The sequence below is a fragment of the Bacteroidota bacterium genome (genome assembly GCA_040388375.1).
Classification (GTDB): domain Bacteria; phylum Bacteroidota; class Bacteroidia; order UKL13-3; family UKL13-3; genus JAAFJM01.
Window position 1 is genome coordinate 15750 of record JAZKBU010000011.1, and the last position, 21514, is coordinate 37263.

The 21514-nt window shown below is 34.1% G+C and carries 29 protein-coding genes; 28 read left to right on the forward strand and 1 reads right to left on the reverse strand.

Features of this window, described 5'->3' with window-relative positions; genetic code table 11:
• The 20 genes from V4538_15080 to V4538_15175 all read left to right on the forward strand — a co-directional run bounded on the left by V4538_15080 (position 1) and on the right by V4538_15175 (position 11817).
• Positions 1–1224, forward strand: a complete 1224-nt coding sequence (locus tag V4538_15080) for a hypothetical protein (GenBank protein MES2382368.1) — start codon at positions 1–3, stop codon at positions 1222–1224.
• Positions 1221–1484: a hypothetical protein gene (locus V4538_15085; protein MES2382369.1), complete on the forward strand. Its 264-nt coding sequence runs from the start codon at positions 1221–1223 to the stop codon at positions 1482–1484. The genes V4538_15080 and V4538_15085 overlap by 4 nt, the downstream gene beginning before the upstream one ends.
• Positions 1474–1848, forward strand: coding sequence for a hypothetical protein (locus tag V4538_15090; GenBank protein MES2382370.1), 375 nt, complete (start codon positions 1474–1476; stop codon positions 1846–1848). Before V4538_15085 ends, V4538_15090 begins: the two co-directional genes overlap by 11 nt.
• Before the next feature lie 47 nt (positions 1849–1895).
• Positions 1896–2177, forward strand: coding sequence for a hypothetical protein (locus tag V4538_15095; GenBank protein ID MES2382371.1), 282 nt, complete (start codon positions 1896–1898; stop codon positions 2175–2177).
• A gap of 168 nt (positions 2178–2345) precedes the next feature.
• A complete protein-coding gene (locus V4538_15100; protein ID MES2382372.1) occupies positions 2346–2669 on the forward strand; it encodes a hypothetical protein in 324 nt (107 codons plus the stop codon).
• Positions 2666–2836 (forward strand): hypothetical protein, encoded by a 171-nt coding sequence (locus V4538_15105; protein MES2382373.1) that lies wholly within the window; start codon positions 2666–2668, stop codon positions 2834–2836. Before V4538_15100 ends, V4538_15105 begins: the two co-directional genes overlap by 4 nt.
• A gap of 7 nt (positions 2837–2843) precedes the next feature.
• The gene (locus tag V4538_15110) at positions 2844–3083 is read left to right on the forward strand and encodes a hypothetical protein (GenBank protein ID MES2382374.1); all 240 of its coding nucleotides are present in this window, start codon (positions 2844–2846) and stop codon (positions 3081–3083) included.
• A complete protein-coding gene (locus tag V4538_15115) occupies positions 3080–4042 on the forward strand; it encodes a hypothetical protein (GenBank protein ID MES2382375.1) in 963 nt (320 codons plus the stop codon). The genes V4538_15110 and V4538_15115 overlap by 4 nt, the downstream gene beginning before the upstream one ends.
• On the forward strand, positions 4035–4685 hold the full coding sequence (locus V4538_15120) for a hypothetical protein (GenBank protein ID MES2382376.1): 651 nt from the start codon (positions 4035–4037) through the stop codon (positions 4683–4685). The genes V4538_15115 and V4538_15120 overlap by 8 nt, the downstream gene beginning before the upstream one ends.
• Positions 4678–5424, forward strand: a complete 747-nt coding sequence (locus V4538_15125; protein ID MES2382377.1) for a glycosyltransferase domain-containing protein — start codon at positions 4678–4680, stop codon at positions 5422–5424. Before V4538_15120 ends, V4538_15125 begins: the two co-directional genes overlap by 8 nt.
• A 1-nt stretch (position 5425) precedes the next feature.
• Complete coding sequence (locus V4538_15130; GenBank protein ID MES2382378.1) at positions 5426–6178, forward strand: glycosyltransferase domain-containing protein; 753 nt, start codon at positions 5426–5428, stop codon at positions 6176–6178.
• A 1-nt stretch (position 6179) separates the two neighbouring features.
• Positions 6180–6488 (forward strand): hypothetical protein, encoded by a 309-nt coding sequence (locus tag V4538_15135; GenBank protein ID MES2382379.1) that lies wholly within the window; start codon positions 6180–6182, stop codon positions 6486–6488.
• Positions 6488–7108, forward strand: a complete 621-nt coding sequence (locus tag V4538_15140) for a class I SAM-dependent methyltransferase (protein MES2382380.1) — start codon at positions 6488–6490, stop codon at positions 7106–7108. Before V4538_15135 ends, V4538_15140 begins: the two co-directional genes overlap by 1 nt.
• Entirely contained in the window at positions 7109–8029 is a 921-nt protein-coding gene (locus V4538_15145; protein MES2382381.1) for a hypothetical protein, read from the forward strand.
• Positions 8030–8175: 146 nt separating this feature from the next.
• Positions 8176–8910, forward strand: a complete 735-nt coding sequence (locus V4538_15150; protein MES2382382.1) for a hypothetical protein — start codon at positions 8176–8178, stop codon at positions 8908–8910.
• Between the two features lie 5 nt (positions 8911–8915).
• Positions 8916–9719, forward strand: a complete 804-nt coding sequence (locus tag V4538_15155; GenBank protein ID MES2382383.1) for a hypothetical protein — start codon at positions 8916–8918, stop codon at positions 9717–9719.
• Positions 9716–10384 carry a hypothetical protein gene (locus V4538_15160; GenBank protein MES2382384.1) on the forward strand — a complete coding sequence of 223 codons (669 nt, stop codon included), beginning with the start codon at positions 9716–9718 and terminating at the stop codon, positions 10382–10384. Before V4538_15155 ends, V4538_15160 begins: the two co-directional genes overlap by 4 nt.
• 152 nt (positions 10385–10536) lie before the next feature.
• The gene (locus V4538_15165; protein ID MES2382385.1) at positions 10537–10743 is read left to right on the forward strand and encodes a hypothetical protein; all 207 of its coding nucleotides are present in this window, start codon (positions 10537–10539) and stop codon (positions 10741–10743) included.
• The gene (locus V4538_15170) at positions 10730–10867 is read left to right on the forward strand and encodes a hypothetical protein (GenBank protein ID MES2382386.1); all 138 of its coding nucleotides are present in this window, start codon (positions 10730–10732) and stop codon (positions 10865–10867) included. The genes V4538_15165 and V4538_15170 overlap by 14 nt, the downstream gene beginning before the upstream one ends.
• Entirely contained in the window at positions 10864–11817 is a 954-nt protein-coding gene (locus V4538_15175) for a hypothetical protein (protein ID MES2382387.1), read from the forward strand. The genes V4538_15170 and V4538_15175 overlap by 4 nt, the downstream gene beginning before the upstream one ends.
• A gap of 50 nt (positions 11818–11867) precedes the next feature.
• On the opposite strand, the gene V4538_15180 is transcribed toward V4538_15175, so the two are convergent.
• The gene (locus V4538_15180) at positions 11868–12167 is read right to left on the reverse strand and encodes a hypothetical protein (GenBank protein MES2382388.1); all 300 of its coding nucleotides are present in this window, start codon (positions 12165–12167) and stop codon (positions 11868–11870) included.
• A gap of 98 nt (positions 12168–12265) precedes the next feature.
• Between V4538_15180 and V4538_15185 the strand changes: the two genes are divergently transcribed.
• The 8 genes from V4538_15185 to V4538_15220 all read left to right on the forward strand — a co-directional run bounded on the left by V4538_15185 (position 12266) and on the right by V4538_15220 (position 21453).
• Positions 12266–13066, forward strand: coding sequence for a hypothetical protein (locus V4538_15185; GenBank protein MES2382389.1), 801 nt, complete (start codon positions 12266–12268; stop codon positions 13064–13066).
• Positions 13066–13191, forward strand: coding sequence for a hypothetical protein (locus V4538_15190; protein ID MES2382390.1), 126 nt, complete (start codon positions 13066–13068; stop codon positions 13189–13191). The genes V4538_15185 and V4538_15190 overlap by 1 nt, the downstream gene beginning before the upstream one ends.
• A gap of 9 nt (positions 13192–13200) precedes the next feature.
• Positions 13201–13536, forward strand: coding sequence for a hypothetical protein (locus V4538_15195; protein MES2382391.1), 336 nt, complete (start codon positions 13201–13203; stop codon positions 13534–13536).
• Positions 13533–15608: a hypothetical protein gene (locus V4538_15200; protein MES2382392.1), complete on the forward strand. Its 2076-nt coding sequence runs from the start codon at positions 13533–13535 to the stop codon at positions 15606–15608. The genes V4538_15195 and V4538_15200 overlap by 4 nt, the downstream gene beginning before the upstream one ends.
• Positions 15609–15895: 287 nt before the next feature.
• Complete coding sequence (locus tag V4538_15205) at positions 15896–18358, forward strand: hypothetical protein (protein ID MES2382393.1); 2463 nt, start codon at positions 15896–15898, stop codon at positions 18356–18358.
• Between the two features lie 12 nt (positions 18359–18370).
• Positions 18371–18742 carry a hypothetical protein gene (locus V4538_15210; GenBank protein MES2382394.1) on the forward strand — a complete coding sequence of 124 codons (372 nt, stop codon included), beginning with the start codon at positions 18371–18373 and terminating at the stop codon, positions 18740–18742.
• A 9-nt stretch (positions 18743–18751) separates the two neighbouring features.
• A complete protein-coding gene (locus V4538_15215) occupies positions 18752–19984 on the forward strand; it encodes a hypothetical protein (GenBank protein ID MES2382395.1) in 1233 nt (410 codons plus the stop codon).
• 35 nt (positions 19985–20019) lie between these two features.
• Positions 20020–21453 carry a hypothetical protein gene (locus V4538_15220; protein MES2382396.1) on the forward strand — a complete coding sequence of 478 codons (1434 nt, stop codon included), beginning with the start codon at positions 20020–20022 and terminating at the stop codon, positions 21451–21453.
• The last annotated feature ends 61 nt before the right edge of the window (positions 21454–21514 follow it).

Consider the following 21514-nt stretch of genomic DNA (forward strand, 5'->3'; position numbering starts at 1 on the left):
ATGAACACACAACAACCACGTATGTTTAAATTGCTTAAAACAATTTCTTCGCCACAATTTCATATAAACGAAGGGAGTATTTTTATTCAACATTGTAGCGAACCAGATTGTGCCTATACCTGCGGTAACTATACATTGCATCCTGACCATGTAGAAAATAATCCTGAATGGTTTGAAGAACTTGCACCACTACCTACAGTTAAGGAAAGAATACAATGTGCATTGGTTGAAGAAAGAACTGAAAAGTTATTGAATAGGGATACGGATAATGCAATGATTAAAGTTTTTACAACTCACGGCGGTAAAATATCCGACATACTTCCACTTAGTAAATTAAGTTCAATAATCGAATCAGCCCTCAATGAAGATACAGTAGTGCAGGATAACCAAGACCCACTTACAATTTTTACAAATTCATTGCGTGAAGTAAAATGGGATAATGATTTATTTTTCAGATTTAATTGGGGTTTAACTCCTGTAGCGGGTAAAATAACTATTTCTCCATATAAAAAACATTTACAAATACTTCCATGTAAATCAACTGATGATATTGGTAGTGGTGCAGGTCAGGCAATATATCTTGATTTCCAAAGAAAAACAGATACAGTAGTAGAAGATAAGTTCGATGGTAAAAGAGTTGACACTTTATTTAATGATGAATATGGACAAACGGGTAAAATGCAGCCACTAAGTTTCGGCAAAAGAAGATTTACAAAAGAAGAAGTAGATGCTATAAGGAACAATGCTTGGACTACTGGTAAGTATGGAAATTATAATACCTATACCGAATATGTAAATGTAATTACAAAATATCCACCCGAAAATCCATTTGATAAAGTAGCCAAGTACGGAGAAGTACCAACAGGATTTTTTGACAAACAGGTAGGTAAGGAACAGGAATGGGAAATAATTTCTTTCCATAATACCGATTATAAAACAGTACTTAATAAAAACGAAGATGGTACTTATGGAATTTACAATGCAGGGTACAAAGAAATAATGGCTGCTTCACGAACATTACTCACAATACATTCAGTACGCAGGCTTAGTGATGGAGAAGTATTTACTGTAGGAGATATAGTTGAGTGGAATTTGATTGAACATAAAGGGTCAAAACCATTTACAATAAAATCTTTTGAAATTAACGATATTCTTACACAGAAAAGAATGTTTTGCAATAATAACAATATTGACATTTGTTACCTGAAAAAAATAAAACAATGAGCAAAGAACAACATGAACTTGAAACTGTAAATTGGGGCGTAATTCCTATTTATAATTATTCAGGAACGCTTGTGGAAAAGTTAGTGGGTGGTTATCGGGTATATGGTCAAACCTGCAATACTCCCCATGAAGTAGATTTAATCATTATGAACGCATGTAGCATCCTTTCCGAATCAATTTACAAAGGAGAAACGGTATCTGTTGTTAATAATGGGCAAATAGCCTGGACAAATGATAAAAAATTAGACAATGGAAAATAGCGTTGAAGTTTTGGAATTTAATACTGTTGAAGAAGCCGAAACGGAATACCTGAAAAGACGGGCAGAAGGTTGTTGGGTAATGGTTGACCGATTGAAAGTAGTTTGGTCATGGAGGAAGTTTAAATCTGTTTGCCGATTCTCTATGAAAAAAGTAGATAAAAGACCTATGGATATTGTGGAGTTTGTAGATAGGTTAAGGGAAGAAATACCGAAATTGGCTGAAACGTTTGGAATTATTTCCGAAGCAAAGCAAAGACGTAGGCAAAGATTGGCAGATGCACAAGTAGGCGAAAAATGTAACCAAAATAACATAAACGGCACTTTAGGGCAGGATTTAGGTGATGGTAATGGTATTCTGCCATAAGGCTGCTTTTTTAGGATTTGGGCAAAATAAGTAAAATTTATAATATTATGGCTGATTATTTTAAAAATGTAGATACTTATAACGGCTTTGATATAGTTCATTACATTAGACAAGGGGGAGAAACTGATTACTTTTACATTGCCAAAGATGGGGAAAGGTTTTCAGGAATGTATATGGCTTCTCCCAAAGCATGTAAAAATGTTATAGAAACCCATTTAAGAGCCAAAAAAGATCATGTCAAAATAGAAGAAGCAAGAAAGGCACTTAACAATTATCTCCAAACTATTAACCCAATTTACCTTTCATTTCCGATTAAGAAATCAGCATGAAAAAAAATAATTTTTGAATTATGAAACACACTAACTACCTTTAACAAAGCTATCAAATTACGTTATGATAAAAAATATTACAAACTCTTTCCCCGATTCAAGATGCAACTTCACTATACGTAGCGGATTTGATAGCCTTCTTTTATCGGGGATTTATTGTTTATTGAAATGAAAGAAAACATAATTAAATGGTGTGATAATTTACAAAGAATATTGTCTTTAAAAGAAAGTCATGAGGTAAAGTTTGTAAGTCAATACAAAGATTCATGTTATTATTTACCTCAAATTCAAATAGGTAGCACTACGCCAAAATCTTACGTTGCATGGTTTTGTGAAATATGGGTAGATGGGGTATGTATATTCCGTGAAAGTAGAATACCAGAAAACCAAACAGATGAAGAAATGGAAAATATGGTAATTGAAATATTAATGCAAAGCGTATTTAATTATGGAGTAATGGGAGCAAAAGACATTTTAGAAAAAATAAAATGACAGAACCAAACAATATAACGGATTTGATTAACCGATACCGTGAAAGACTAAAGACAGTGTACACCAATCCTAACCCAATACAGAACAATCCTTTATTTGAATATTCTGAAATACAGGAAAAAATTAAACAACTTGAACGGATAACCATAACTAAAGGTAAACAATAAATAAGCAATGACAAGGAAAGCATATAGAAGAAAGAGTGATGGTAAGGTTGCGGCAACGTATGGGTTATTTGAACACCAGACTGGAAATTTTATCAAGAACTATTATGTAATATTTGGTGAACCTGCAAACATAGAACAAAGTGAAGTTGATGATACTGATAAATGGGAATTAATAGATGTTGAAGTTTCCCCCAATCATGTTTACACTATAGAAAAATTAGATAATTTACTAAAAACAAATAAATGAGTATAGTATTACCCAACCTGAATAGAACAGATGTACCAGCCATTAATATGTTGAATATGGTTAATACAGATATTCCTATTTTGTTATTATCACGACAGGACGAGTTTTCATTAAATGAAGAAGTTTTAAGTTTAGGTGGTAAAGAGTTTGTTGTGTGCGACTTTATTGAAGAAGGGTGGGACAAATCTTATCCTAATACATTGGTTGTCGGAGAAAATACAGATGAATTTGATTTTATGCAGGGTGAAGGATGGAACAAATTGCATGAGTTTTTAGCAATTAACCAACCAAAATTATATCTAAAAAGAGAGTTGCAATCCAAAGACCAGACAGATAAATTAGTTCCTGTTGAATACCCAAATTGGCAACCCGATTATCCATTACAACTCAAAGAGCAGTTTGATAATAGACCTATTTCGGCGTTCAATTATTGGGGACGTAGCCACGAAGCAAGGCTAATGCTCCAAAGTCAAATATGGAAACACGCAGCACTTAATGGTTATTCTGTTTGTGATAATATTTTTCAGTATAATGATTTCATGCACCACGAAAGAGAATCGAAGAAACTTGTATCCTTTCACATGCCATTTTATTCAAGAGTTGAAATGCCAATAATAATGGCAATAAACGCCGTAAGTAAATTATCCATAAGTTTATGGGGATGTGGGAAAAAATGCTTCCGTTCAACAGGTGAGAGCAGCAATGATAGCATTTGTGTTTTACCAGAAGATGAACTTGCTTATTCCTACCCGTTTATCCATAACCAAAACTGTATAAAATTTTCAACAAATAATGATATAACAGGGTTAAAGAACGAATGGAAAGTTATGGAAACTGTTGATGAGGCATTACGGAATCCAAGACTTTATGATATTTACTTAGAGAGCAAAAAAATAGCAGATTGGTATAGAATTGATAATTACATAAAAAACTATTTAACCCCTTTAATTAATGCCTAAAATAGCACTTACCACTTTTTATACAAAAAACTATCAACCATTAGCTGATATTACTGTAGAAGTAATGAGGCAGTATTGTGATAAACATGGATACCATCTTAATATAAATGTTATTGAAGATAATGAAAGATACCATTTTGTAAAAACAAAAGACACAAGAAAGTTATTGGATGAATTTGATGTGGTAATGGGAATTGAGGCAGACTGTTTGCTGACTAATTTTAATATTAAAGTAGAAGATTTTTTGGATGAAGAAAATGAATTGTATATTACTACCGATTTTACAAATATTAATTTTGGAGTTTTTATAGTAAAATCAAGTGACCCAACAAAACGGCTATTTGATTGGATAAATGCACAAAAAGATATGTTTGGTGATGAACAGGAAATATTTGAAGCAAATAGAAATATAGAAAAAACAAAAGTAGTAAAACACCCATGCTTTAATTCAATTCCTTATTCACCATATTATGCCCCGGACTTTGGAAAGATGCACTATAAACCGGGTGATGAAGTTTATATATGCAAAGAGAACGAAGGTCACTGGATGCCGGGTAATTTTATCTGTCATTTGCCAGGTAAAAATATGCAGGACAGGATTACCATTTTTGAAGATTTAAAACAACATATCATTTATGGATAAGAATTACCAAATAGTAATAGTATCCACCAAGAAACCGGAAGCCGATTATTTTACATACGATGAATTTTATAAATCATTGGAAGGTGAAGAAATAATTAATTTAGGGGATTGGGGAATGAAAGGGTTATCCGATAGACCACGCTTGTTGTATAGGGCTATAAAAGAAGGGAGAGTTAATAAAAAATATACCATTTTCTGTGACAGTTGGGATTTGGTGTTTGTTGATAGTCCTGAAATAATAATCCAAAAGCATTTGGATTTCGGCAACGATGTGACCATAAGTGCTGAAAGAAACTCGTTCCCTGAAGATTTGAAAAATGAATTTGATAATTTAGGTACACCAACAACATACAAATATCTTAATTGTGGCGTTATTGTAGGAGAAACAGAAATGATATTAAAGTACTTAGGAGATATGGATGCAGAAAACATACAGCAAGATTATTGGGATGTTGACCATACCGTCCATATAAATGAGCAGCTCGAATATCAGAAAAGTTTTTTAAGACAACCAATAAAAATAGGTTTAGATTATATGCAGGATATTTGTTGGTGTATGCAAGATGTAGATATGGATGAGGTGTTATTATCCTTTAAATTAAATGAAGAATCACAACCAATAGGAACAGAAGTTAGGAATAAAGAAACAAAAACATTCCCATCAATTATTCATTGGAACGGTGGTAGTAAAAGTGGAAATACTATGCAACCAATACTAAAGCATTTAAAACTAAGATAGTTTGTCAGCGCAAATAGTAACCATATCATCTTATCATCCACCGGAGTTTTATTACGCATACGATTACCTTTTTCAAACAGCAGGAGATAATGAGATATTGGTATTAGGGCAAGAAAATGGAGAGTTTACCGGATTGAGCGACAAGCCACGCATACTTTACAATGCAATTAAAGATGGTAAAATAAAAGAAAAAATAATCTGTTTTATAGATGCGTGGGACGTTATACTCGCAAGCTCATTGGAAGAAATAATTGAGAAATATAAATCATTTAATTGTCCAATAGTAATAGGAGCTGAGAAGAATTGCTTCCCTGCTAACTTCAAAAAAGAATATGATAAATTACCATCAACAAGTAGTTTTAAATACCTTAATTCAGGGGTTATAATTGGAGAAACAGATGCAATAATGGAAGTCTTAGAAGTTATGGATGCACCTAATTTGCCCCGTGATTACTATAACCCACAAACAGGAACTAATTATCATTTTAATGACCAAGCATATTACATGGATTTGTTTTTAAGACAACCAGTTACAATGAAATTAGATTATAACTGTGAGATAGCACAGAATATGCAAGGTGTAACTATGGATGATATATCACTATCGGTCAGGTTAGATAAAGAATGGAATCAAATAAGACCGGAAATAAGAAACAATGAGACTAAATTTTTTCCATTAATCCTACATTGGAACGGATCATCAAAATCTGATGGAACGAGAGAACCAATACTAAAACACTTAAACTTAATTTAAAATGGCAGAAGAAATTGAAACATCAAAAATAGAAATGCCACCATTTTTAAAATTGCCACTTGTACTTTTAAAAACAGAAGAAAACGAAAATTTAGGCACGAAGGCTGAATTTATGATAGTCGAAGTAAGGATTAATCCTTACCACATTACTTCATACTATCCACGTTCTTATGGTAAAGGCGAAGATGAGAAAGGGTGTACATCAGTTAATATTAATGGAGGCATTTATTGGATTGATATGCAATGTGATGAATTTGATAAATTGATTGAAAAAACTTCAAGAGAAATAAACATAAAATCGCCCAAATAATGAGTGAAATAATATACGGTCTTATATCTCCTGTAGATAAAAAAACAATGGAGAAATGTTTTGATGAAATATTTGAAAAGTTTCCTGATGCGCCTATTCGTTACTGTGAGTGCGGTCTTTATAATGGCAGGACTACTTCAGGTGCAAGAGAATATTTTAAATCAAAAAACAAAAAGTACATTCAAATAGGGATTGATAACTTTAAGGATAAAGAAGAATTAGTATTTTTCCCTGAAGATGCAAAATTAATATTTGGAAGTTCTATAGAAGTGTACAATCAATTACCAGATGAAAGCCAACACTTCATAATGATTGACGGGAATCATTCTAAACCTTATGTGATGGCAGATGCTTTGTGTTACTATCCTAAATTAAAAGTTGGTGGATTTATTTGTTTCCATGATGCAGCACCACATGCCCAAGATGTAAGTTATCAAAGAATGGGTAGTGAAGATGATTTGGATATGAGTATTAGCGTTCTTCGTGCATTGGAAAGGATAGGATGGATAGGGGAATATAATGTATTGGATTTTTATGGGTTAGAATTAGCTTACTATGAATATGCTCCATTTGAAGTGGATGAAGGCGGGGGTGTCATAATTTTTAAAAGAATAAGATAAATGAATATCTACTTATTAAGTCCAATTAATAAATCAACAAAAGAACTGTTTCCAACTTTCATAAAGACGTTTGAGGAACAAGGACATACATTTACAAGTGGTGTATATGATTCTACGGTATGCTTTATGGATTTGTTTTCAGGATTAGGAGAGTATAACCAAAGTGTATTAAATGAAATTGTAGAAAGAAAAATCCCAATAGTTTATTTTGATGCTTTTGACTATGGCGGATGTAAGGATGGTACAGAAGAATGGTTTGGATTTGATGCTATGAAATATAAAGGAACAGCTTGGTGTGATTTCTTTTGGCGAACTATCGCTTATTGTAAAGTAGTTTACTTCATGCGTAAAAAGGATAAAACAAAAGATTATCCAAAATGGGTTTATTCGTATGAGCTAACAATGTATGAAGACCATATATTTGAACCAGTAACAGCAGATGAATTATTTAACCGTCCTTATGATATTTTCTTTGCCGGAAATGAAAGTCCTGCAAGAAGAAGTGTTTATGAAGGATTAAAAGATACAGGATTAAAATTGGATTGGTATTGGTCAAATGAAGGAGGTAAATTACCGCATGATGAATGGGTAAACAGAGCAAGACAAAGTAAGTTGTTCGCCGCTTGTGATGGGGGCGGCTACAATTGTGAAAGGATATATCAACTAATCTATACAGGTGTGCTATTAAAACAGCGCAATAACCAGTTCGTTTTAAGAGATTTTACACATGGTTTTAGTTGCTTAAAGGTTAGCGAAATACCATTATCACACGAAATTGATTTTATACAAAAAATATTGTCCAATAAAGAACGATTGCATAATATATATACCTTAGGTATAAAAAATATAGAAAAGTATTATAACCCACAATTTCGTGCATCTTATATTTTACAGGTATTATTTCAAAACGGAATAAATTAATTTGCAATAATCTAAAAATTATATATATTTGGGATAGCTTATCAATTATAGTCAATGAAAATATTAACTTCAAAATCCCGTAAGCAAGTGCAGTCCTACCGAAAGGCTATGATTGATAAGCCACTTGTTTGCGGGATTTTGTTTTTATGAAAATAGATTTAATACAAACGCCGTTTCCTGATTTTTATAAAAAAATGATAGGGAATAAATATGGTAGATTAGTTGTTATTGAGTATGCTGGTTCTTTGCCAAGTAAGCATAGAAAACATGGGGTTCCTTATATAAAGTGTAAATGCGATTGTGGGAACATAGTTACTAAATGCGTTTTTCGTGTTTGGAACGGAGATTGTAAATCGTGTGGATGCCTACAAAGGGAAATGGGAGTTGAGAAGTTAACCACGCACGGACAAAGTTATACCGTAGAATATAAAACGTGGGAAGGTGTAAAAAAGAGATGCTTGTACCCAAAATCTGAAAATTATTATTTATATGGTGGAGCTGGTATAAAAATATGCAAAGGTTGGTTGGGTAAGGATGGGTATATAAATTTCAAGAATGATATGGGTAATAAGCCAACTCCGCTACATTCAATAGATAGAATTTATAGTGATAAACATTATTCGTGTGGACATTGTAAAGAGTGTAAACGCAATAAATGGGATTTTAATTGCAGATGGGCTACCAGCGAAACCCAATCTAATAATACCAGTAGAAACAAGTATGTTTATATAGAAGGCGAAAAACTATCATACCGGCAAGCTGAAAGAAAATTAGGTTTTGGGCGTGGTATATTGTGGTCTCGAATAAATAATGGGTGGAGCGTGGAGGAAGCTATAAGAGTTTTCCCAAGTTACAACAATAAAAAAATAAAAAGAAAATAATTTACATGAGAACAGACAACCCGTTTATAAGTTTAGTAATAAATCTTGATTCTCGTTTAGAGCGTGACCAATTTGGAGGGGTTAATTTAACAGGTGTTGTTAATAATGACTTTTTAGATTTCGGGGTTTTTAATAAGCAAAAATTCTTTGAAGGATTTGATTTTGAAACCATAGTATTTATTGATAAGCACTTAGACATTCCGATAACTACATTAGAGTATCTTTATAAAACCTGTGATGTAGTATGTGTAAGAAACCATACTGATGAAGATAAGTTTAATGATGCAAATTATTTGGCTGCTTTACAATTAGCAAGAGGTAAATATATTTGCCATGTTGATTCAGATTGCTCAATGTTTACTTCATCAAAAGAGAATGTTCAGGAATTACTTAATTATCTCGAAACATACGATTATTTAAGCTACCCTACGCCATTTACACCCAATCCAGACACTAATGACAATTATGATTATTGGTGGTGTAGCACACGTTGGTTTATGTGCAAAAGAGAAACACTTGATTTTACCGAAATAAAAAAATGTTTAGCATCTTCCGATTACTTATATTATAAGTATCCGGCTTCAATAAAAAATCCTTGGCTTGAACATATTCTTGGATTGATTTCAAAATATACAACAGGTAGGGGAGTTTTTTATCCTCCACTGGATTATGAAAAACACTTAATATTCTGTTGGGATAATTATGAAAAATGGATACTTAGGAGGTTGAATGAACAAAGTTATGATGAAGTAAAAAATTGGGTATTATCTAAGGGTGGTATTCATTACCCAAATCAGGTTCATATATGAAAGACACATGGCTATTTAATAGAGGCGAAGTAATAAACTTTGATATTCCAAAAGGAGTACAGTTACCAATATACGTAATAGGAGATAGTCATGTAAGAGTATTACCGGAAGTAGCTCCATATATCTTTAAAAGGTCAACAGATATTGAAGATGTTATTGACAGTAAAAGTGCCTATGCAGTAGGAACAAAAGGACATGATGTTTACCTTAATGAGTCAATAAGGATAATACCCAATGGTTCACAAGTGTTATTATCATTTGGAGAAATAGATTGCCGTCATTATGTTCCGGTAAAGGCAAAAGAAAATAACACTACTATTCAGCAAGAGGTAGATAAAATTATTGAACGTTATACAGTTAACTGTGTGAGGTTATTAAAAGAAAAATATAAGGTAACAATATTGGGTAGTTATCTATGTCCCGATGATCTAAACCATCAAAATAAGTACACAGATATATTTCAGGCTAAATATTATTTCAATGTTAAAATGGAGAAATATTGCCAACAGAATAAGCTGCCATTTGTACCAATATTCAGAACAGGAATAGAAAAAGAGTGGCATAGATTTGAACACGAATACCCACATTATTTTAATGACAGTTCACATCTTGGCCCTTGTATGATACCAATAATACTTGAATCAATAGTAAATAATAATGAGTGAATTAAACTTACATGATGGTATATGTAATCTTATGGTAAAGGCTTTAAATAAGCATAGAAGTAAATTAGCTGCTGCAAGGTCTTTGGAAATAACAAGCAGTATGCTTAACACAAGGATTAAAAAGTATAATATTGTGAAGCAAAAAAGAAAGTATGTCCATATTGGAATTACAGAATAGAGTTGAAGTAGTGACACCTGAAGGTGTTGGATTTATATGGTTAGTCACTGAGTTTGGTACTGAAACATCAAAAATATTTACGGTAATACAATCAAATGGTCAAATTTGGGAATGGCAACCAAAGGATATAAAAGTAAAAAACAATATTACATTCAACAGAATAAACGATGAACGCAAATAGAGTTAAAAAATTAAAAGATATGGCTGCTTTATTTTATCAAATGCAACCACAAGGAGTAGTTAAAAAATCAGTTGAACAAATATATCAGGAATTGAAACAAGTTCATAAAAAGAAAACCAAATGAATATTAAAGAATTAAGGGAGTTACTTGCCAATGCCCCAGATGATATGGATTTAGATAGCATTCTTATAAAGAAAGAAGAAGTAACTAACATTATATCATCTGACATTGCTACTACAATCCCAATAGATACCACATTCACTTCCATTAAACATACTTGTAATTTGGGAGATATTATAGGGGCATTACCACAATGTAAAAAATACTTTGAAGTAACAGGAAGGAAGATACTATTCCTTCAGCGGTTGAATATGCCTGCCGCTTATTATACTGGTGCTGTGCATGGCACTGTTGACGAATCTGGAATCATGGTAACTCTAAACCGTCCACTTTTTGATATGGTAAAACCTCTTTTAGATTCACAAGAGTATATACAAAGCATGGAAATATACAATGGACAATCAGTTCATTTAGACTTTGATGTAATAAGGGGGAAGACATTCGTTAATATGCCTCACGGCAGTTTGGCTTCATGGTTGACATTTGCTTTCCCTGATTTGCATTATGATATTAGTAAGCCGTGGGTACACTTACCGCAAGAAAAAATCCAAATAGAAGAAGTCACAAAAGGGAAGATAGTAGTAAATTTTACCGAAAGATATAGAAATGGACTAATGGATTATTTTTTCTTGAAAAATTATGCTCCAGATTTGATATTCGCAGGTACAGAAACAGAGTACTTTAAATTCTGTAACCAGTGGCAGTTAACTATCCCAAGATTAGAGATTAAAAACTTTCTTGAATTAGCTCATGCTTTAAGAGGGTGTAGATTTTTATTATCAAACCAATCATTCCAGTGGAATTTAGCAACAGCATTAGGAGTCCCAAGAGTATTAGAGGTATGTCAATATGCTCAGAATTGCCTACCTTTTTATGGAGAAGATAATTATGGATTTTTTCATCAAGTAGGTTTGGAGTACTATTTCAGAATGATGTATAATAAAACAGCATAAAAAAAGCCCTGCGTTAACAGGGCTTAACCAATTAAAAAACAAAGAAAATTTTAAGTGGCTGCTGATACCAAAGTTGTTACCGATTGGTCAGTTGCAAGTTTTACACTGTTTACATTCAATCCACTTGGGGGAAATTCTAAAATAGTGTAAACATAATAGCCATTACCTACCTGAAGTCCATTTTGCAAAGGCCATAAATTTACTCCGGGGGTGACAGCAACACTTGCTAAAGGAGCAATAGGAAACTGTTTAAATTCGGTAACGGCAGCTTGTCCTGCTGCATTTTGAAATGGTGGAGTCCCGAATATTTGACCATAAATTCGGGTTGTTACGTGAGCTGTGATTGCCATAATAAAGTGTTTTTAATAATGATTGAATGAATGATTGACCGACTAAAATTAGTATTTTTTTCAATTCAACAAATATTTTTTATATTTATAGTTAAATTATGGCGGTAAAATATTTTTTATTAAATCCAGAAAAGAAGTCCTTATCTAAGGATGAAATACAGCAAATAGAATCCAATAAGACGGGGCTATCTGAAACCATTTGGAGTGCAAGGGAACAAAAAGCCAAAGAAGTATTTGAGGAAGAATGTACTTTAAAACATACATTTGGAAGGATAATAGTGAAAGCAAACCTGCAATCAAAAAACGAACATTCCTTTTCAGATGGTACTAAAATAAGATTAGAAAGGCAGTTCAACAACTTCAATAGAAGGGAAACTCAACCCGTAAATGCCATTGTTATTTCAGCAGACAACATACCAACAGGTAGTGAAATATTAATAGGTCATAATGCACTTCACGATTCAAATAAGATATTCAGCTATAAATCCAAGTCACCAGATATACAGTATTTTTCATTACCAGAATATGATTGCTTTGCATGGAGAAATAGCGAAGGTAAATTGCAGCCAATGAGTAACTTTGAATTTGGGTTAAGAGTGTTTAAGCCATACGAAGGAAATATTGCAGGGATAAAACCTATGCAAATAAAAAATGTGTTATATATTACTACCGGGAAATTTAAAGGATTAGTATGCCATACGGTAGAAGCATCGGATTATACTATTATTTATCAAGGTACTGATGGGAAAGAAGCGCAAGTAATAAGAATAAGACATAGTGATGATGAAGATTTTGACAGGGAAGAGGTACAAGCTATTTCACATTACTTAACGGACGGTGTTTCCAGTGGAACGTTGCTTATTGGGTTAACGGTGTCTGATTGTAAAACCTTAAATTAATGAAAGAATTAGGAGGTTATTGGGTATATAAAACAATAGATGGGATAGTTACAAGAAGAAGACCAACTGCGCAGGAAATTATTGAAGCAGAAAAGGCAAGCATCAAATACAAATTGAAAAAATAAAATAATATTATGGCTGAATTAGAGGAATTAAAAAAAGAGAATGAGGAACTTAAAAAACAACTTTCTGAAATGAGCGGGAGTATTGAGGTAAGTGCATTTTACTCTTTAAGGCGCATTCTTAGTCTTCAAGCAAAACGGTTAGATAAGTTTGATTTGGACAAGGAGATAGGTTCAAATTCCAAAGAAGACAAGGTTTATGATAGGACGTTGGATATTGTTGTTAAAATGCCCAAAATGATTTCTGAATTGAATAGCCTAAAGTCGGAACTTAAATTAACTGGTAATGAGGATGAAGATAAAAAGAACAAAGCATTTGTTGATAATATAGCCCAATCCCGCCCATGAGTCTTGCGATTGATATATTTGGCAGTTTAATTCGTATTGATAATACACCAAAAGAAATTGAGGATTGGGGGACTGATAACCCAAAAGAACAATATTGGCGAAGAAAAGAATTGCCTGATTTTTTTGATGAAGTAGAATATGACAAAGATGGTGTTGCCTTATTAACACCGGAACAAGCTGCCTATTCAGCCATTGAAGTAGAACGATGCAGAAAAGGATTTTCATTCTATAATAACGGAATAGTTACATACATAACAGGTAAGAATTATTTTTACCTACAATGGTGGAAACTGGAGGACGATATTTACCCTGATTATAGAGATGCAGATAGGAGGTATTTCCTATTCCTTAATTATTGGGAGGCTATTCTGTGGTGTATTTTTATAGTTCGTGGAAAGAAACGCCGGGAAGGCGCAAGTTCACAGGCTTGCTCTAATTTAATGTACGAGTGTATATTTTACAAAAGCAGTAACTGTGGGCTTGTTAGTAAAGAAGAAAAAGATAGTAGGGAAACATTCTTGGAAATGGTTTCTTTTGGCTATCAACAGTTGCCGCCGTTTTTAAAACCAAGACAGTTAAATAGAGCAGATAGCGTTACTGAATTTATTTTTGCAGGGAAAGCAGAGAAAGGAGAAAATTCAGGTAAGAAAGGTAATAAATCAAAGATAAACTATCGTACCCCAAAAGAAAATGCTTATGATCGGGGGCGTATGAGCCGGGTGCTTGGTGATGAGGGCGGTAAGTGGCCTATTGATATTAAGTTCTCCAAGTTTATTTCTAAGGTATCAAAGACACTGATAAAAGGTGCAAAAAGGGTAGGGTTCATGGAGTGTCCATCCACCGTAAATGAAATGACAAAAGGTGGAGGTGCTGAATACAAAAAGGTTTGGGATGGGTGCGACCAATTTATATCCGGAGGCAAAAAAACACCATTAAGGGGAGTAACGTATTTCACGCCATCTTACGACAACTACGAGGGTTTTATTGATAAGTACGGCATGAGCGTTATGGATGCGCCTGACGAAGAAACTTATGACTTCTTAGTTAAAAAATGGGTTGTGAAAGACCAGTACACAGGAGAAACAATAAGTGAAATTTCAGAGGAAGATATAAAGTTAGGCGCAAAGGTTTATATAGCAAGTAGGCGTGTTGGATTAACTGGCGATTTGTTGGAAGAAGAAATTAGGCAGAACCCAACTACTGTACAAGAAATGTTTGAAGCTGCAAATATAGGCTGCACATTCAATTCTTATAACATTAATCAACGTAAAAGAGAATTAGAAGAAAATCAAGTATATAAAAGAAAAATACTCTATACTCTTGATGAAGAAACCCAAAAAGTAAAATGGAGAGATATAACACCAAATGAAAAAAACTTTTATTGGGAAATAACGTGGGGGCTTGATGGGAAGATTACGGATAATAAATGGGTACTTAATGGAAACGGTCAAAAATCCCCCGGAAGAAGCGAAGATGGGGCAATATCTGTAGATAGCTACTCAAACTCACAGGGAGGGCGAAAATACGGTTCAAAGGCATGTGCGCTGATTGGTAGGCGTTCTGACTTACTTGACCCTGAAAACACAGGCAAACCAATAGGGATGCTTTATGGCAGACCGGCAGAAAAGGATATTTTGCATTATCAGGTCATGTTGGCTGGTATATGGTTTGGTTATCCAATTTGGTATGAACATACTGCCGATGACTATTGGGGTTATTTTAAAGACAGGGGTAGGCTTGGTTATCTTGGTAAATATCCTAAAAGCCTAATTGACCCTACGAAACGTGAAACACAAGAGCAGCACAAAGGCACTCCAATAACTCCATTCAGCCTTACTAAACAATTAGATTACGGCATCTCATTTTTTGAAAATCATTGCGATAAAATTGATTGGGTTGAAATATTGGATAACGCTTTAATTTTCGACCCCTATGACAGAACAAAATTTGATATAATTGTATCTTTTCTTATTTTGATTTCTGTACTTATGGAAAGACCAATAATTCCACCACCTAAAACTATTCCATTAATACCAGTATTTGATGGTAATGGGCAGTTGGTTATGAATTAATAAAAAATAAATTTGGATTGTTGAATAATTAATTATATTTGTTGGGAATATATATGGACAATACCGCTTTAAATTCAATTACTTGTAACAATTGTGGGAAGAAAATAGGGGAAGCCAAAATTATAGATGGAATATTGTCTTTAATTTGTCCAAAATGCGGAACAAAGAATATTCAAGAAACAAAACCTACAAAGAGCGTCAAGAACGCCAGTAGTTAAATTTATAAAAATAAGTGCTTCACGAAAGCCATTAGGTAGAAATACTTAATGGCTTTTTGTTTTTAAACAATGGCAGAAGAACCCAAAAATATTAATACTGGTGAAGACCCATTGAAGTCCTTTCAATTAGCAGAACTATCTACAAAACAAAAAGAATCTCCTGATTTTGGTTTGAAAATTTCAAAAAAAATTTGGGGCTATACTACAACTTCATTAGGTGGTTATTTTTATAATCGTAATGCCCAATATGTTATAAACAGAAATTATGCCAATGGTATAATGGACGTAAGAACTATGTTTCAAGACAGGTTTCAGTTTAATGCGAAACAGAATTTCATTCGATTGGATTGGCAAACCCTGCAAATAGTTAATCGTATAATTTCAGGATTAGTTGGTAGGTGGATGCAACGGGGAGAAAAAATTGAAGTTACAGCAACAGATGACCGTTCTCAAAAGAATAAAGAAGAACAGTATGCACAACTGGAATTTATAATTGAAAACTTAGACCAATTACAAAAATTGCAAGATGCAACAGGTGTTGCGTTTGTTCCAAAAGATGATTTACCGGCTGACAAAGATGAACTAAAACTATGGAAAGCCCAATTCCAAAGACTTCCAGAGGAAATAGAAAATGAGTTAGGATGCAATGATGTATTGCAATCCAATGGGATGTATGATGTAGTTAAGGAGAAACTTTTACATGACAGTGCAGAAGTTGGCTTTGTAGGTACATACACATGGATGGATGAACAAGGGGTTATTCATTCAAAATGGGTTAAACCGGAAGATGCTATTTATGGGTGGAGTGAGTATCCTGATTTCAGGGATGCAAGTTGGTTGGGTGAAGCACCGTCTATGAAGATAAGTGAATTAAGACGGGATTTCGGTAAAGAATTTCATCCAAATGATCCATTGGCACTTACGGAAGAACAACTTTTTAAAATAGCACAAACCGCAAAAGAGTGGTCATTCAATACCAATTTAGTTTGGAATAATTTATGGAACAGCGTTTACTTACGTCCGTATGATGAATGGAATGTAAGGTCATTAAAATTTGAATTAAGAACAGTTGACAGCGAACCATATACCGTGACTAATTCCACCATATCAGATAGAACATATGTTCAAAAAGGGATGCCGGTTAATAAAAAAGGTGAACCAAAATCAGCCCCTTCGCCAAATCAAAAAGTTATTGATGACAGTAACATAAATATTTATGAATCAGTTTATCTACCTGATAATGATATTTTACTAAGGTGGAAGTTGAAGGAAAATATGATTCGTCCACAAGACCCAAAAGAAATTGGTAATGCAGAATATTCATACTCTTTTTATATGTATCAGAACTACTTAATGAGAAACTTAGCAGTTCCTCAAAAGATACAGGCAGCAGTAGACGGGATGATATTGGCATTACTAAAAGTTCAACAAGATGTATCATTAGCTATACCTCCGGGATGGGTATTTGATGAAACTGCATTGCAGAATATTGATTATGGATTAGGTAATGAAGGGAATAAATCAGTTGACCATGCAAGGTTGTTTTTACAGACAGGTAAATTGTATTACAAGGGAATAGATGCAGAAGGGAACAGAGTTCCACCGCCAATAGAAGAAATAGCCAACACAGGGTTTGCACAACACATCGAAGCATTTATAAGGACTTATGAGTTTTGGTATAAAACATTGAGGGATGAATTAGGGGAAGACCCGAATCTGATAAGTTCAGCAGTTCAGCCAAGAGTAACGGCAGGTAATGTAGAATCTTCTTTATCAATGCAGGAATATGCAACTGATTATATGTATCGGGCTTATGCCGAATGTATGAAAATGACAGCAAGGAAAGTTTCTTGTTTGCTAAAGGATTCTATAGTGTACGGAAGTAAAGCATATAGGAATATAATAAAAGGGGAATACACTACTTGGCAAATATTTAATACTGATATTAAGTTCTTACCTACAGACCAACAAGTATCACAATTTGATATGATTATTCAAAATGCAATAAATAGTACCCCTGAATTAGCATTGTTTTTAAATCAGTTGCAAGCAATGGAAATGGTTAAGCAGGATGTTAAATTAGGGTGGACATATTACAATAGCTGTATAAAGAAAATGATTTTGTGGAAGCAAAAAACAACTGCTGAAAATACACAAGCAACCGGACAAATTCAAATTGCATCAGCACAAGCAGCAGAAAAAGCCAAGCAAGAAACAGAAACAGTAAAGATAGACGGAGATTTAGCTAAAGTAAAAATGGAAGGAGATACTTCTACTAAAAATGCTTTATCGGTAATGTTTACTTCTTTTTATAAAGATGGAGGACAAGTTCCACCTGAAATGAAACCGGCTTTTAATGCGTGGGTAGAAAATATAATGTTGCCAATGATTTCTCAAAATGAAGAACAAAAAGCAACTATTATGCAACAGATGAAAGAAGCACAACAGAAGCCAGACGAACAAGGTGAACAGTTACCAGATAATGAACAAGAACAAATTCAACCACAGCAGCAAGAACAAATAGCTGCATAAAAACATAAAGTCATGGGATTATCACGACCACTTGGAGATTTTGCAAACGAATTTAATTCGGTTTATAAAATAACACTTGACCTGTCAGGGTGGGATAGAACTGATATAAATGTAATACCCCCATTTTCAGGAGTAATTAACGTTTATGGCAGTAATGACGGTGGGGCAGTTCAAGGAGTAACACAAGGGAATGCGACATTAGCTATAAACTTTACTCCTGTAGAAGTAACTAATTTGGCTACTCATGCAGTAACTAATTCAATTTCAGCAGCAGGCAATTACCGGTATGATGTAAATGCACAGTTTTTAAGGATACAAGGTGTTCCACCGGCAGCAGGTACAAATGTTTATAAACTTTTATTATTTAATTCAAAAATCAGTTAAAATATTTTTATGTCAGAAGAAACAATAACAAATCAAGAACAAAAAGTAGATACAATTACACAGAACCTACAAAATGCAATGTGGGGCGAAGAAGGGCAGCAGCAACAGCAAAATTCACAAGAACAAAATCAACAACAGGATAATCAGCAGCAACAATCGCAGGAGCAGAATAATGACCAACATCAAGAAATAGCCGTTCCGGTTGAATGGCTTAAAAAAGAATTTGATATTGAAGACTATACAGTTTTAAAAGCTGAAAGAGAGGAGCTAAAAACGCTAAAAGCTAATCCACCAAAAGTAGAAGAAATTAAGTTTGATGATGACCAAAGCAAGCATATTTATGAACTATTAAGGGAAGGTGGCGATAAGAAAAAAGAAGTATTGAAATTTCTTGCTACACAGGAAAAGATTGAAGCACTTGTAAGTTCAGAAGTAACTAAAGAAAATGCGGCAGATATAGTAAAATTCGGGATGCAGTTAAAGAGTAAGGCAAGTGGTAGTGAATTAACAGATTTTGAAATAAATAGACTTTTTAATAGGAAATTCCAAATGCCTGAAAAGCCCACACTTGAGGATGTGAAATCAGATAGCACTATTCTTGAATCAGATGAAGAAAAAGTATATCAAGAAAGATTAAGCAAGTGGCAAAGTCAGGTAGAAGAAGTGAATTTAGATATTAGCATTGAGGCGAAACAGTTAAAACCTGATTTGGAAAAAGCAAAAGCAGAATTAGTATTACCAGAAATAAATAAAGGAGTACAAGCTAAACAAGAGCCAACGCCTGAAGAACAGGAGGCTTTTAATAAAAGTAAAGATTCCTTTAAACAATCTGCAAAACAAACAATAGATGGTTTTGGTGGGTTCACAGCACAGGTAAAAGACAAAGATGTTGATTACACTGTAGGATATACCCCTTCGCCAGATGAAAAAACACTTGTTTCGACCAAGTTAAATGAATTTGCAGAATCAGGGTTTGATGCTAATGCCTTGTTTGTAGATAGATGGCTAATGGAAGATGGAAAAACAATGAATATTCAACAAATGACAGAAGACTTGTCAAGAATATTCATGGGTAAAAACTCTGACGAAAAATTAGCTGTTGATGCTGCAAATAAAAGGATAGAGGCATTCTTACGTGAAAAGAGAAATCCTAACGTAATGGAAGGAAATCAAAACAGAACTTTCCAACCAAACGGAACACAAACACCGTCAGAGAAGTTAGCAGATATGTTTTTTGCGTAGTACTAAGTATTACTTAACAATTTAAATCTTAAAAAATGGCAGATCAAGGAATACCGACCTCCAATATATTGCAACCGGGTGTGATAAGCATATCAGGAGGTACAAATTATAGCGTCATTACAGGGCTACAACTGTTGACCCCAGTTTACTGGAAAAAATATGTAGAAAGATACGGCCCGGAAGCATACGATTATTTCTTTCAATGGTTAGCAACTTTTGGGGGAATGGAACTCGTTAAAAACCAAAATTTCTTTTGGTACGAATCAAGGGGTAAAAACCAAATAGCTGTCACTAACCTTACTCAAGTTTCAAGCCCATCAGCAGGAGCAACAGTTACGGTTAATATACCAGCAAGCCAACTGTATAGTTCAGGTGTTTATAGTCCATTACGGATAGGCGAAACTGTGTATATAGCATCTTCAAATATTGAAGGAGAGATTTTAACAGTACCAGCAGTTGACCAGTGTACAATACGTCCTAAACAAGTTGCAGATGCTTTTGTATCAGCAAATTCAACTCACTTGCTTGCAGGTGAAATACTGATTTTTGGAGGTATTACGGATGCTGGTGAAGCGTCAGGAGAAAGGGATTCTCAAACGCATCTTGACCAAAGGATGGAAAACAATATTACCGTTATCAGGGAAAACTATAAAGCCACTGACTTTGCTGAAATGTCAGATGTTTGGTATGATGAAGGTATTTCTGGTAGCACTCCTGCTGGAGTTAATCAGGCAGGAACAAGTATGTTCACATACAAAGCATTGGTTAAAACAGACCGTAGATTCCTGAATAGCATTGAAAGCAAATTAATGCGTGGTGATACTGTTACCAATACTGGGTTATTGAATACTCCACCAGTAGGTAGTCAAGGGTTTATTCCAACTGTTTTAGCAAATGGCGAAACAGTAAATTATACGCCGGGAACTTTGGATATTGCCAAGCTGCACCAAATTACCCGTATCATGGATGTGAACGGATGTGCTAAAGAAAATATGTGGTTGATGGATATTTTCCAAAGACAAGACTTTTCTGACGGCATATTTAAAGAATATCCAGCAGGCGCATTTGTTTATGGTACAGGTGAAAAATCACAAGAGGCATCAGTAGCTTATGGATTCCAAGAAATTCTTATTGACGGTTATTTACTGAAAGCTAAGAAGTACTCTCCGTGGAACACAGAGGTTACAACAGGGCTTACTCCTAATGTTGATTTCTTCCGTGACTTTGGTGTTATTTCTCCATTAGGAACAGTTATGGATGCTAAGAATTATACTCCATTGAAAAACATTACCATGATGGCTATGCAACCTCAAAAAGGTGGTACAACTGGTAATGCAATCAGGGTTTGGCCTTATGGTGGTGGTTCTATGAACCCAACTGACGGTACATTGGCTGATAATATTGCAATGGCCTGCTATAGGGGGATAAGAACCGCAGGAGCGAATCAATTCCTTATCGTAAGCGCATAATATTTAATTTAATAGCAGGGGTAATTTCGCCCCTGCTTCTTATAAGACCATCCGAATATTT